Annotated in this window: 10 protein-coding genes; 4 read left to right on the forward strand and 6 right to left on the reverse strand. The window is 71.9% G+C overall.

The window, feature by feature from the left end:
* The first annotated feature begins 131 nt into the window (after nt 1-131).
* Nucleotides 132-2,072, forward strand: coding sequence for a 1-deoxy-D-xylulose-5-phosphate synthase (gene dxs / locus ACWGQ1_RS05435; protein WP_136036100.1), 1,941 nt, complete (start codon nt 132-134; stop codon nt 2,070-2,072).
* A 19-nt stretch (nt 2,073-2,091) separates the two neighbouring features.
* Here dxs and ACWGQ1_RS05440 read toward each other — a convergent pair whose 3' ends face one another.
* Both ACWGQ1_RS05440 and ACWGQ1_RS05445 read right to left on the reverse strand, forming a co-directional pair.
* Complete coding sequence (locus ACWGQ1_RS05440) at nt 2,092-3,549, reverse strand: FAD-dependent oxidoreductase (protein ID WP_452312499.1); 1,458 nt, start codon at nt 3,547-3,549, stop codon at nt 2,092-2,094.
* Nucleotides 3,546-4,106 carry a TetR/AcrR family transcriptional regulator gene (locus tag ACWGQ1_RS05445; RefSeq protein ID WP_247638827.1) on the reverse strand — a complete coding sequence of 187 codons (561 nt, stop codon included), beginning with the start codon at nt 4,104-4,106 and terminating at the stop codon, nt 3,546-3,548. Before ACWGQ1_RS05445 ends, ACWGQ1_RS05440 begins: the two co-directional genes overlap by 4 nt.
* A 53-nt stretch (nt 4,107-4,159) precedes the next feature.
* Between ACWGQ1_RS05445 and ACWGQ1_RS05450 the strand changes: the two genes are divergently transcribed.
* From ACWGQ1_RS05450 to ACWGQ1_RS05460, 3 genes are read left to right on the forward strand one after another with little or no spacing between them, the layout of a single operon-like run.
* Entirely contained in the window at nt 4,160-5,788 is a 1,629-nt protein-coding gene (locus ACWGQ1_RS05450; RefSeq protein WP_452312500.1) for an FAD-linked oxidase C-terminal domain-containing protein, read from the forward strand.
* 1 nt (nt 5,789) lies between these two features.
* A complete protein-coding gene (locus tag ACWGQ1_RS05455) occupies nt 5,790-6,704 on the forward strand; it encodes a YegS/Rv2252/BmrU family lipid kinase (protein WP_136033049.1) in 915 nt (304 codons plus the stop codon).
* Nucleotides 6,694-8,358 (forward strand): GMC oxidoreductase, encoded by a 1,665-nt coding sequence (locus tag ACWGQ1_RS05460; protein ID WP_452312501.1) that lies wholly within the window; start codon nt 6,694-6,696, stop codon nt 8,356-8,358. The genes ACWGQ1_RS05455 and ACWGQ1_RS05460 overlap by 11 nt, the downstream gene beginning before the upstream one ends.
* On the opposite strand, the gene ACWGQ1_RS05465 is transcribed toward ACWGQ1_RS05460, so the two are convergent.
* From ACWGQ1_RS05465 to ACWGQ1_RS05480, 4 genes are all read right to left on the reverse strand, one after another.
* Nucleotides 8,359-10,500: a 3-hydroxyacyl-CoA dehydrogenase NAD-binding domain-containing protein gene (locus tag ACWGQ1_RS05465; protein ID WP_136033054.1), complete on the reverse strand. Its 2,142-nt coding sequence runs from the start codon at nt 10,498-10,500 to the stop codon at nt 8,359-8,361.
* A complete protein-coding gene (locus ACWGQ1_RS05470) occupies nt 10,497-11,702 on the reverse strand; it encodes a thiolase family protein (protein WP_136033056.1) in 1,206 nt (401 codons plus the stop codon). The genes ACWGQ1_RS05465 and ACWGQ1_RS05470 overlap by 4 nt, the downstream gene beginning before the upstream one ends.
* Before the next feature lie 75 nt (nt 11,703-11,777).
* Nucleotides 11,778-12,971 (reverse strand): HRDC domain-containing protein, encoded by a 1,194-nt coding sequence (locus ACWGQ1_RS05475; protein WP_452312502.1) that lies wholly within the window; start codon nt 12,969-12,971, stop codon nt 11,778-11,780.
* Nucleotides 12,964-13,545: a DUF3000 domain-containing protein gene (locus tag ACWGQ1_RS05480; RefSeq protein ID WP_136033060.1), complete on the reverse strand. Its 582-nt coding sequence runs from the start codon at nt 13,543-13,545 to the stop codon at nt 12,964-12,966. The genes ACWGQ1_RS05475 and ACWGQ1_RS05480 overlap by 8 nt, the downstream gene beginning before the upstream one ends.
* Nucleotides 13,546-13,547: the final 2 nt, after the last annotated feature.

Raw genomic sequence — 13,547 nt, forward strand, 5'->3', positions numbered from 1 at the left:
TACGGACACGGGCCCCTTCGCCGTGTCAAGGGGGCGTCGTCCTCGGCGGCTTCTCCGACTCCGCGAGGTAGGATCGGTAGGCGCTCGCACCCGTGACGGGCGTCTCTGTCGAAGCCTGTGAGGAGGCGCAGATGCCCATTCTTCCGAGCATCTCTGGACCCCGCGACCTGGACCGCCTGTCGCCAGAGCAACTGGAAGAACTCGCCTCCGAGATCCGCACGTTCCTCGTCGAGAACGTCTCCCGTACCGGGGGCCACCTGGGGCCGAACCTCGGCGTCGTGGAGCTCACCATCGCCCTCCACCGCGTGTTCTCGTCTCCCGACGACCCCTTCATCTTCGACACCGGGCATCAGTCCTACGTGCACAAACTGCTCACAGGGCGCCAGGACTTCTCCGGACTGCGCGTGCGCGGCGGTCTGGCCGGCTACCCGCAGCGCGGCGAGAGCCCCCACGACGTGGTCGAGTCCTCCCACGCCTCGAGCTCGCTGAGCTGGGCAGACGGCGTGTCCCGCGCCCTCACCGCGACCGGACGCGCCGACCGCCATGTGGTCGCGGTCGTGGGCGACGGTGCGCTCACCGGCGGCATGACCTGGGAGGCGCTGAACAACATCTCCGACGACAACGACCGCAACCTGGTGATCGTCGTCAACGACAACGGCCGCTCCTACGCACCCACGATCGGCGGGATGTCGCGGTACCTGAACCGGGTCCGCACGGCGGCCGCGTACAAGGACCTCCACCACAAGTCGGACCGTCTGTTCCGCGCGTTCGGCCCCGTCGGCAGGGCCGTGTTCCGTGGGGTGCGGGGTGGCACGCACGGCTTCCTCTCCCGCTTCACGAACAACGAGGCCCTCTACTCGAACCTCGACATCAAGTACCTCGGCCCGGTGGACGGCCACGACCTCCCGGCCCTGCTGGAGACCCTGGAGCTCGCGAAGTCGTACGGCGCGCCCGTCATCGTGCACGCCATCACCGAGAAGGGGCGCGGGTACCAGCCCGCGCGCGACGACGACGCCGATCAGTTCCACGCGGTCGGGCGCATCGACCCCACGACCGGGGAGACGCTGTCTTCCGGCGGGCGCGGATGGACCGACGTGTTCTCCGACGCGCTGGTCGACGTGGGCGAACGGCGCTCCGACGTGATCGCGATCACCGCGGCGATGCTGCGGCCGACCGGACTGGCCCCCTTCGCCGAGCGCTTCCCGGATCGGGTGTACGACGTGGGCATCGCCGAGCAGCACGCCGTGGCCTCGGCGGCCGGACTCGCCTATGGCGGGCTGCACCCGGTGGTCGCGGTGTACGCGACCTTCATGGGCCGCGCCTTCGATCAGGTGCTCATGGACGTCGCGCTGCACCGTGCCGGCGTCACCTTCGTGCTCGACCGGGCCGGGGTCACCGGTCCCGACGGTCCGAGCCATCACGGCATGTGGGACCTCGCGATGCTGCAGATCGTGCCGCACATCCGCATCGCCGCGCCGCGCGACGGCGTGCGACTCACCGAGGCGCTGGACGAGGCGGTCGCCGTCGAGGACGCGCCCACCGTGATCCGGTTCCCGAAGGGGGAGGTCGCGCCCGACCTCCCGGCGATCGAGCGCCTCGCTGACGGAGTCGACGTGCTGGCCAGGGGGGAGAGCGAAGACGTGCTCATCGTCGCGATCGGCCCGTTCGCCGAGCTCGCCCTCGATGTGGCGGACCGCCTCCGCGCGCAGGGCATCGGTGCGACGGTGCTCGACCCGCGCTGGGCGATCCCGGTGCAGCCGTCGGTCGTCGAGCACGCCGCTCGTCATCGCCTGGTCATCACCCTGGAGGACGGCATCCGCGTCGGCGGCATCGGCACGCGCGTGCGCCAGGTGCTGCGCGAGGCCGGGATCGACACGGCCGTGGACGAGCTGGGGCTGCCCGACGAGTTCCTCGACCACGCGTCGCGCGACCAGATCCTCGCGGATGCGGGGCTCACCGCGTCGAAGATCGCCCAGGACGTGGTGGCGCAGGTGCTCGGGACGCGCATCCCCAAGGCGCGCCACGCGGGAGAGACCGGTACGATCGACCTCCCGCTGCACGAGCGCCACTGATCCGGGGCCCGCGGCGGGATCAGTCCAGATCGGCGAGGGTCTCCGTGACGATGTGCTCGACGGTCGGTCGTGCGCGCTCCGCGTCGGCGGCGACCAGCGCGAGGCGGCTGCGTCGTTCCAGGACGTCGTCCGAGGTCAGCGCGCCCTCGCACCGCACGGCGAACTCGACCGCGGCGCGTGAGAGTGCGGGCGGATCCGACGTGTCGTCCGGTGCACCCCACCGCGCGCCCGTGTCCTCCACGAGCCGCAGAGCCGCGGTGCTGCTGGGCGGTGCGTCGATCCCGCGGTGACGCAGGGCGAGGTCGACCGCGTCCTCGGCCATCCGACGGTAGGTCGTGAGCTTCCCGCCGAGCACCGACACGAACCCGCCGGGGGAGATGTGCACCAGGTGCCGCCGGGACACGTCCGCGGACGACGCGGCGCCGTTGTCCACCAGGGGCCGCAGCCCGGCGAACGCCCCGCGGACGTGGTCTCGCGTGAGGGGGATCGCCAGCAGTCGGTTCAGCGTGGCGAGCAGCGACGCGATCTCGGGCTCGGTGGGCGCGGCGACGCGCGGGACCGGCCCGGGGGCGTCCTCGTCGGTCAGTCCCACGATCACCCGCCCGTGGCGCTGCGGCAGCGCGAACACGTAGCGGCTGATCGAGCCCTCCCGGGGAACGGTCAACGCCGCGGTCGGGCGGCCCAGGTCGTCCGCGTCGAGCACGAGGTGCGTGCCGCGGCTCGGGCGCACGCGGATGCTGTCGTCGAGCGTTCCCGCCCAGACGCCGGTGGCGTTCACGACGGCCCGGGCGCGCAGCTCGAGCCGCTCGCCCGTGAGCGTGTCGACGACGGTCGCTCCACCGTCGTGCAGCTCCTCGGCCCGCACCCGTGTGAGGATGCGCGCGCCCCGCCCCGCCGCCGTCCGTGCGACAGCGACCACGAGCGCGGCGTCATCGACCAGCTGCCCGTCGAAGCCGAGCACGCCGCCGCGCAGGTCACGGCGACGCAGAGCGGGGAACAGCCGCTGGGCCTCGCGCGGCCCCACCAGTCGCGGCGGTGGCAGCACCCGACGCGGCGTCCTGGCGCGCAGTCGCAGCGCGTCGCCCATGGCCATGCCCATCGAACCGGCGGAGCGCTGGCGGAGCGTCACCCCTGCGGCGAACGGCAGCAGCTGCGGCAGCGGACGGATGAGGTGCGGCGCGATCACCGTCATCAGCAGGTGTCGTTCGAGCGCACTCTCGTTCGCGGTGGCGACATCCCCGGTGGCGAGATAGCGCAGTCCGCCGTGTACGAGCTTCGAGCTGAAGCGGCTCGTGCCGAACGCGAGGTCTTCGGCCTCGATCAGTGTGACGCGGAGTCCGCGTGAGGCGGCGTCGAGAGCCGCACCGACACCGGTGATGCCTCCACCGACCACCAGCACGTCGCAGGTCTCCTCCGCTCCCGCGGCGAGATCGCGTCGGCGGCGGGCGGCGTGGAGGGCGGTGGCGGGGTCGGTCACGGTCGCAGGTGCCCGTCTACGGCGGCGCGGAGCTCGCGCTCCCATGCGTCCTCGTCGATCAGGTCGGCCACGGTCGCGTGCGACAGCACGGCCGACTGGGCGATCAGGAGCAGCATCACGGCGATCTCCTCGGGCGCTCCGGCCCGCACGGACCCGTGCCTCTGGCCCCTTCCGATGGCCGCGGCGAGCCAGCCGAGGATGAGCCGTTGGCTCGACCCGACGCGCTGCAGCGTGTAGCGCGTGAAGGCCTCGGGCTCCTCGTCGAGCAGCCGGGCGTAGACGTCGTCGGCGCGGAACAGGGCCGTGAACGTCAGGATGTCGTCGACCAGGGCGGCTCGGGTGTCCGCGACCGCGGAGAAGCGTCCGATGAGGGTGCCGACGCGCCGCAGCAGAGCGGCGCGCACCACGTCGTCGGCGTCGCTCCAGGTGCGGTAGATCGTCGGACGGCTGAGTCCGGAGCGGCGCGCGAGCGCGGCGATCGTGACCCCGTGGATGCCGGTGCGCACGATGAGCTCGTCGGCCGCGTCGAGGACCCGCGTCTGCGTCGGTTCCCACACGGGTGGGACTCCGACAGGTTGACGTTCTTCCATGATGTGTCACACTGTAACGCATGCAGGACGAGATCGGCAGGGCCGCCGAACAGGAGCCCATGCGGTGGAACGGCTGGGGTGATCCGGCGAAGGCGAAGGAGCTTCCGCGCGCCGTGCGAGCCCTGATCCCGCTGCTGCTGGGGCGAGTGCGCCGCCCTGCGCCGCCGCCGTCGCTCGCGGAGGTGCGCGTCCGACCGAGCGCGCTCACCGACGACGACCGGGCGGCGTTCGCGGCCGTCGTCGGCGTCGACGGGGTGGACCACGCGGACGAGGCGAGGATCCGTCACGCCGGCGGGCGCTCCACCCCGGACCTGCTGCGGCGCCGCGAGCACGAGCAACGCGTGCCGGACGGGGTCGTGCTCCCCGCCGACCACGCTCAGGTCATGGCATGCCTCGCCGTGGCCGGGGAGCGCGACATCGCGGTGATCCCCTACGGCGGGGGCACGAGCGTGGTCGGCGCGCTCGATCCGGAGCGCGGGCCGCACCGCGCCGTGATCAGCCTGGATCTGCGCCGCCTGCGTGGCCTGCTGCGCGTCGATGCGCTCAGCGGCGAGGCGGTGTTCGCGGCCGGGACGACCGGCCCCGACGCCGAGGCGCAGCTGGCAGCGCACGGGCTCGAGCTGGGACACTACCCGCAGAGCTTCCGCTATGCGACCATCGGCGGCTTCGCGGCCGCGCGTTCGTCGGGCCAGAACTCCGCAGGGTACGGACGCTTCGACACCATGGTCACCGGGCTCCGGGTCGCGACACCGACGGGCGACCTCGAGCTCGGCCGGGCTCCCGGATCCGCCGCGGGACCCGACCTGATCCGGCTGTTCCTGGGGTCGGAGGGCATCTTCGGCGTCATCACCGAGGTCCGCGTGCGCGTGCACCCCGTGCCGGCCGAGCGGGTGTTCGAGTCATGGTCGTTTCCCGACTTCGCGCACGGGGTCGACGGACTCCGCCGCGTCGCGCAGCACGGCGCGGGTCCCACCGTGATCCGCCTGTCCGACGAGGCCGAGACCGCCGTCGGTCTCGCGCAGGTCGGCCGGATCGGGAAGGCGATCGCGCGCGGCGCCAGCGTCGTGACCGTGTACGAGGGCGATGACATCGACGCGCGGCGCGCCCGGACGACCGCGCTGCTGCGCGCGGCGGACGGGACGTCGTCGGGCGCAGGGGATGCGGAGGAGTGGGCGGCCGGCCGATTCGACGGGCCCTACCTGCGCGACTCCCTGCTCGACGCCGGTGTGTTCTGCGAGACCCTCGAGACCGCCACCACCTGGACGGGGCTCGCGACGCTGAAGGCCGCGGTCGAGACCGCCCTGCGCGAGGGCTTCCGCGACGCGGGTGCCCGGTCGACCGTGATGTGCCACGTCTCGCACGTGTACCCCACGGGGGCGTCGCTGTACTTCACCGTCCTGGCCGGGATCCGCAGCGATCCGCTCCCTGTGTGGACGACCGTCAAGGCACGCGTGAACGACGCGATCCTCGCGCACGGGGGCACCATCAGCCACCATCACGCGGTCGGACGGGATCACGCGCCCTGGCTGGCGCAGGAGCTCGGACCGGCCGGGATGCGGATCCTCACGGCGATCAAGCGCGAGCTCGACCCGCAGGCGCTCCTGAACCCGGGCGCCGTGATCCCCGCTGCCCTCCCGGCGGGGGACTGACGTGGGCCACATCGCGGTGCTGTCGAACCCCCGCGCGGGCAAGGGGCGCGGCCGCCGTCTGACCGAGCTCGCAGTGGCACACCTTCGACAGCGCGGCGCGAGCGTCAGACTCTACGCCGGGGACTCGGCGGCGGACACGACGGCGCTGGCGTCTGAAGCCCTCGTGGGCGGGCCGGACGGGCTCGTGGTGGTCGGCGGGGACGGCACGCTGTCGGGCATCCTCGATGTCGTGTGCGCCGCCGCCGTCCCGATCACCCTGGTGCCCGCCGGGACGGGCAACGACCTCGCCCGCGCGCTCGGCCTGCCGCGACACGACGCCGCCGCAGCCGTCGAACTCGCCCTCACCGGCACGCCCCGGGCGATCGACGTGGGTGAGGTTGAGACGCGCGCGGGTCGTGCCGCCTTCCTCACGGTCGTGGCGTTGGGCTTCGACGCGAGGGTGAGCGACCGCACCAACCGTCTGCGCTGGCCCTCCGGCGCCCTCCGGTACTACCTGGCCCTGCTCATCGAGCTCGTCCGGCTGCGGCCGCTCGACTTCACCGTCACGGTCGACGACGAACGGCCGATCACCGCCCGGGGGACTCTGGTGGCCATCGGGAACACGGCCAGCTACGGCGGAGGTATGCCGGTGTGCGTCGGCGCCCTGCCCGACGACGGGCGGCTCGACGTCGTCCGCGTCGCACCGCTCGGCCGCACCCGACTCGTGCGGCTGTTCCCCCTCCTGCTGCGCGGGGCCCACCTGGCCCGTCCCGAGGTGCAGCACACGGCAGCGCGCCGCGTCACGGTCGCCGCGCCCGGACTCGTGGTGTACGCCGACGGCGAGCGCCGGGGCGAGGACGTCTGCACCATCTCCGTGCGGACGGGTGCGCTGACGATGATGACCCCACCGAGCGAGGGAGACGCCCGTGTTCGATGAGGACGTCGTGGTCGTGGGGTCGGGTTTCGGCGGCTCGGTCGCGGCGCTGCGGCTGAGCGAGAAGGGCTACCGTGTCCGCGTGCTCGAGGCCGGGCGGCGCTTCGCCGACGACGACTTCGCGAAGACGAGCTGGAACGTGCGCCGGTACCTGTGGGCGCCCGCGCTCGGGTGCTTCGGCGTGCAGCGCATCCACCGCCTCCCGCACGTCATGATCCTCGCGGGAGCCGGTGTGGGCGGAGGCTCGCTCAACTACGCCAACACGCTCTACGAGCCGGGCCCCGCGTTCTTCGCCGACCCGCAGTGGGGCTCGATCCGTGACTGGCGGGCGGCGCTCGCTCCGCACTACGCCACCGCGAAGCGCATGCTCGGCGTGGTCGATGCGTATCCGCACAGCGGGCCGGTCGAACGGATCATGGCGGGAGCCGCGGACGACCTCGGCGTGGGGGAGAGCTTCCGCCGGGCACCCGTCGGGGTGTGGTTCGGCGAGCCGGGGCGCCGCGTGCCCGATCCGTACTTCGGCGGGGAGGGTCCCGACCGCACGGGGTGCACGCTCTGCGGCAACTGCATGGTGGGGTGCCGCGTCGGCGCGAAGAACACCCTGGTGAAGAACTACCTCGCGCTGGCGGAGCGACGCGGGGTCGCGATCGAGCCCCTCCGCACGGTCACCGAGGTGCGGGAGCTGGCGACGGGCGGCTTCGCGATCACGACCGTGCGCAGCGGGGCCTGGCTGCGGCGCCGGGCCCGCACCGTGACGGCGCGGGAGGTCGTCCTCGCCGCCGGCACCTGGGGCACGCAGCAGCTGCTGCACCGGATGAAGCACACCGGCGCGCTCCCTCGGATACCCGACGCCGTGGGGCGCCTGACCCGCACGAACTCCGAGGCGCTCGACGGCGCCGTGGCCGTGCGCGTTCCGGAGCAGCTTCAGCTCGCGCGGGGTGTGGCGATCACGACGTCCTTCCACGTGGACGAGCGCACCCACGTCGAGAACGTCCGCTACGGTCCGGGGTCGAACCTGATGGGAGCTCTGGCCACCGTGCTCGTGCCGGGGGAGAGGTCGCTGCCCGGACGCCTGGCAGCGCTCGTGCGGGGAATCCTCCGCGCACCGGTCACCGCGGTCCGGCTCGGGTCGCTCCGGCGGTGGAGCGAGCGCGGGATCATCGCCCTCGTCATGCAGACCGCCGACAACTCCCTCACGCTGTCGCTGCGGCGGCGGTTCGGGCGCTGGCGTCTGACCAGCGCGCAGGGGCACGGTGCGCCGAACCCGAGTCACCTGCCGGAGGCACACCGCGCGGCGCAGGCGATCGCGGCGCGGCTCGAGCAGGAGAGCGGGATCCGTGCCGAGGCGCGCGGGTCGTGGCCGGAGGTGTTCGGTATCCCGCTGACGGCGCACTTCCTCGGCGGGGCGGTCATCTCCTCGGCCCCCGAGACCGGCGTCGTGGACGAGTACCACCGCGTCTGGGGTCATCCCGGGCTGCACGTCGTGGACGGTGCTGCGGTCCCCGTGAACCCCGGTGTCAACCCGTCGCTCACCATCACCGCCCTGGCGGAACGGGCGATGTCGCACTGGCCGCGCCGCGGGGAGCCCGACGAGCGCCCTGCCCAGGACGCGACGACGGGGGCCGCGCGCTCGGCACGGCCCCCGTCGTCGGACTGATCAGCGGTTCTCGATGCCGCGGATCTGCGGCGTGTGGAACGAGCCGCCGAAGGCGCGTTCCGAAGCGCCCTCGCGGTCGAGGTAGGGCGAGGCGCCGCCGTCGATGAACGGCCAGCCTGCGCCGAGGATGAGGCACAGGTCGATGTCCTCCACCTCGGGCACGACGCCCTCGTCCAGCATCAGCTTGATCTCCGTCGCCAGGCCGTCCTGCACGCGCTGCAGGATGGTCGCCGCAGAGGCCGGACTCTTGCCGAGTGCGGGCTTGATGACCTTCTCGGCCTGCTTGCTCCAGCCGACCACCCGGCCGCCCTTGTCCTTCTCCACGACCTGGTCGAGCGCGGCGAGGGCGTGGAAGTTCTCGTTCGCGTAGAACCGGTCGGGGAAGGCGTGCACCATCGTGTCCTGCACGTGGGCGGCGACCTTCCATCCGACCAGGTCGATCAGCTGGAACGGCCCCATCGGCAGGCCGAGCGGCGCGAACGCCTTCTCCACCTCGGCGATCGGGGTGCCCTCGTAGACCGCGCGCGCAGCCTCGCCCATGACCTTGGCCAGCAGACGGTTCACCACGAAGCCGGGTGCGTCGGCGGTCAGGACCGCGTTCTTGCCCAGGTTCTTCGCGACCACGAACGCCGTGGACAGCGCGGCCTCGGAGGTGCTCGGAGTCTTGACGATCTCGATCAGCGGCATGACGGCGACCGGGTTGAAGAAGTGGAACCCGACCAGGCGCTCCGGGTGAGCGAGCGTCGCGCCGATCTCCTCGACCGAGAGCGAGGAGGTGTTCGTGGCGAGGATGGTGTCCTCCGCCACGATCTTCTCGATCTCGCCGAAGACCTGCTGCTTGACGCCGACCTCTTCGAAGACCGCCTCGATCACGAAGTCGCAGTCGGCGTACAGGCTCTTGTCGGTCGTGCCCGTGACCAGCGCGCGCAGCTTGTTGGCGGTGTCGGCGTCGAGGCGCCCCTTGCCCTCCAGCTTCCCGATCTCGTCGTGGATGTACGCCACGCCCTTGTCGACCCGCGCCTGATCGAGGTCGGTGATGAGGACGGGGACCTGGAGCTTGCGCACGAAGAGCAGCGCGAACTGGCTCGCCATGAGTCCGGCGCCGATGATGCCGACCTTGGTGACCTTCTTCGCGAGCGCCTTGTCGGGCGCGCCGACCGGGCGCTTGGCCCGCTTCTGCACGAGATCGAAGGCGTACATCGAGGCGGCGAACTGATCGCCGGTCACGAGCTCGGCCAGTGCCTCGTCCTCGCGGGCGAAGCCCTCGGCCTTGGTGCCGCTCTTGGCCTTGTCGAGCAGGTCGAGCGCCGCGTACGGCGACTTCGGCACGGTGCCGATCTTCGACTCGAGCATGCCGCGCGCCATCTTGATCGCGATCGGCCACTTGGTGAGCCGCTCGATCTTGCCCGGCTCGTTCTTGCGCTCCACCTTCTTGCCGCCGAGGACCGCGTCGGCCCAGGTCAGCGAGTTCTCGAGGTAGTTCGCGGCGGGGAAGATCGCGTCGAAGATGCCCAGGTCGAACGCCTGCTGCGGCTTCAGCATGCGGTTCTGCTTGAGCGGGTTCGAGATGACGACCTCGAGCGCGTTCTCGATGCCGATGAGGTTCGGCAGCAGGTAGGCGCCGCCCCAGCCGGGGATGATGCCGAGGAACACCTCGGGGAGCGCCACGGCGGCGGCCGAGGCGTCGACGGTGCGGTAGCTGGAGTTCAGCGCGATCTCCAGCCCTCCACCGAGCGCCAGACCGTTCACGAACGCGAACGACGGCACGCCGAGCTCACCGAGCTTGCCGAGCACCCGGTGCCCGAGCTGCGCGATGAGGCGGGCGTTGTCGCGCGAGCCGACCTTGCTGATGTCGGACAGGTCGGCGCCGGCGGCCAGGATGTACTGCTTGCCCGTGATGCCGACGGCCTGGATCTCCCCGGACGCCGCCCGTGCCTTCAGCGCGTCCAGCGTCTCGCCGAGTTCGGTGAGCGTGGCCGGCCCGAGCGTGTTCGGGCGCGTGTGGTCGCGGCCGTTGTCGAGGGTGATGAGGGCGAGGACCTTGCCGGAGGGGAGGCGGATGTCGCGCACGGGGGAGTGCGTGATCACCTCGCCCTCCGTCAGCGCCTGGATGGGCGAGAAGTCGACGTCGTCGTAGCTCACTTCTTCTTCTTTCCGTCGTAGTGCGGGTTCTCCCAGATGACCGAGCCGCCCTGACCGAGGCCGACGCACATCGCGGTCAGGCCGTAGCGGACGTCGGGACGCTCGGCGAACTGTGCGGCGAGCTGGATCATCAGTCGGACGCCGGAGGCCGCGAGGGGGTGTCCGAGCGCGATCGCCCCGCCCCACTGGTTGACGCGGGGGTCGTCGTCGGCGATGCCGAAGTGGTCGAGGAGCGAGATCACCTGGATCGCGAACGCCTCATTCAGCTCGAACAGCCCGATGTCGGAGATGTCGAGTCCGGCCTTCTTGAGCGCCTTCTCCGTGGACGGGATCGGGCCGATGCCCATGATCTCCGGCTGCACGCCCGCGAAGGCGAACGACACCATGCGCATCTTCGGCGCGAGACCGAGCTCCTTCACCGCACGCCCACCGGCGAGCAGCGACATGGTCGCGCCGTCGGTCAGCGGCGAGGACGTGCCCGCCGTGACGCGTCCGTGCGGACGGAACGGCGTCTTGAGTCCGGCGAGGTCCTCCATCGTGGTCTGCGGGCGACGGCCCTCGTCCTCGGTGGCCAGACCCCACGCGCCGTCGGCGCCCTTGATCGCGACGGGAACCAGGTCGGGCTGGATCTTGCCGGCGTCGTACGCCGCCTGCACCTTGTGCTGGCTCAGCATGCCGAAGCGGTCGGAGCGCTCCTTGGTGAGGTGCGGGAACCGGTCGAAGATGCGCTCCGCCGTGACACCCATGTTGAGCGCGCCAGGGTCGACCATCTTCTCGGCGACGAAGCGCGGGTTGGGGTCGGCGTTGGAGCCGATCGGGTGGTGGCCCATGTGCTCGACGCCACCCGCGAGGGCGAGGTCGTACATGCCGACGCCGATCGACGCGCCCATCGTGGTGACGCTGGTCATCGCGCCCGCGCACATGCGCTCCACCGCGAGTCCGGGCACCGTCTGGGGGAGACCGGCCAGGATCGCGACGGACCGGCCGAGCGTGAGCCCCTGGTCACCGGTCTGGCTGGTCGCCGCGATGGCGACATCGTCGATGCGGTCGGCCGGCACGGCGGCGTTGCGCTCCATCAGCCCGATGGTCGCCTTGACGGCGAGGTCATCCGCGCGGGTGTTCCAGTACATGCCTTTTTCGCCGGCGCGCCCGAACGGGGTGCGCACGCCATCGACGAAGAAGACGTCCGAGATCTCGGCCACTCTGCCTCCAGGTTTCTTGGGGTTGACCTCAGTCTAGGAAGCCGTGAAAACCGGGAGGAATCGGTTGGATCGAACCTACGAAGCGGTCGGGGAGGTGGTGTCGGGCGCTTGCGCCGCCTCTACAAAGGCGTCCGCGATCTTCTGTGCGGTCTGTTCAATCTGCCAGGGACGCGCACCGAGCGCGGCGAGGGCGTCGCCGATCTCCGCCGCGGTGGTGCCGGGGGAGTCCCAGCACACGCGGCGCAGGTAGTCGGGCGTGAGGAGATTCTCGGTGGGCATGCCCAGCTCCTCCGCCACCGCCTCGACCGCGGGGCGTGCGGCCTTCAACCGTGCGTCCGCCTCGGGGTTCCGATCGGACCAGGCGCGCGGCGGGGGAAGGGTGTCGCTGGGGACGCGCTCGCGCGGCAGCTGCTCGGCCGCGCGACCGTCGACGATGGCCTGCCACCAGCGGTCGAGCTGGGTGCGGCTCGCGCGACCCTGGAACTCCTTGATGCCGGCCAGCGCCTGCTTCGACGCGGGGTTGGCGAGCACGGCCGCCACGAGCGAGCGGTCGGGGACGAGCCTTCCGGGGGAGATGTCCTGCTGCTGCGCGTACATCTCCCGCGCCTCCCACAGGGCGCGGGCGACGGCGAGGTTACGGGCGCCGCGCACCTGGTGCAACCCGCTGAGGCGCCGCCACGGATCTTCGCGCGGGGCCTTGGGCGTGCGCGCCAGCGTGGCCGCGAACTCCTGGGCGGCGAAGTCGGTCTTGCCCTGCTCCTCGAGCTCGGCGACCAGGGCGTCGCGCACGTCCACCAGGTGCAGCACGTCGAGCGCGGCGTACTCGAGCCAGGCGGCGGGGAGCGGACGGGTCGACCAGTCAGCCGCCGAGTGCTCCTTCTTCAGCGTGATGCCCAGCGTGTCCTCCACCACCGCCGCGAGCCCGACGCGGTCGTGACCGAGCAGCCGCGCCGCCAGCTCCGTGTCGAAGATCGTGCGCGGCTCGAGGTGCAGCTCCCGCAGCGACGGCAGGTCCTGACTCGCGGCGTGCAGCACCCACTCCACATCGCCGATCGCGGTCTGCAGTGCGCCCATGTCACCGATCGCCGGAGGATCGAACAGGAAGACGCCGCTGTCGCGACGGAACACCTGCACCAGGTAGGCCCGCTGTGAGTAGCGGAAACCGGACGCCCGCTCGACGTCGACCGCCACGGGGCCTGAGCCCGCCACGAGCGCCGCGCACGCCGCCAGGAACTCCCCGGTGTCGGAGATCACGGAGTATTCAGTCACGTACAGCCTTTCGCGCGCCGATCACGGCGATGCCCTCGGAGCCCGGCGGAAGTCCCGCCAGCATGCCGACCAGCTCGGCCCACGCTTCGACGTGCGGTCGGAAGGGGCCATCCGGTGTCCAGGACGCCCGCAATTCTATCTGTGCCCCGTCGCCCTCGTCGGCCAGGCCGCCGAAACCCTTGGACAGCGTCTTGGTCGAGGTGCCCGACGGCGCGCGATAGACCGCGCCGCGCGAGTCGAGCGCGTCCACCAGCCACGACCACGTCACGTCGGCCAGCAGCGGGTCGGTGCCGATCTCCGTCTCCAGCGGCGCCTGCGCGAAGATCACGATGCGCCAGGCGCCGCCCCAGGCATCCGGCTCGTCGGGATCGTGGAGCAGGATGAACCGGCCGGTGCCGTACACGGAGTCGCCGTCCTCGCCGGGCCGCACATCGGCGGAGAGCGCGATCGCGAACGGGGCGAGGCCCTGCGGCGTCGGGATCTCGCGCACCGTGATGTCATCGCGGAACGCGGTCTCACGCAGTTCGGCGACGGCGCTGTCGAAGGGCGTCCCGGCCTCGGGATGTGCGGTCACGG

The organism is Microbacterium sp. NPDC055599 (genome assembly GCF_053618975.1).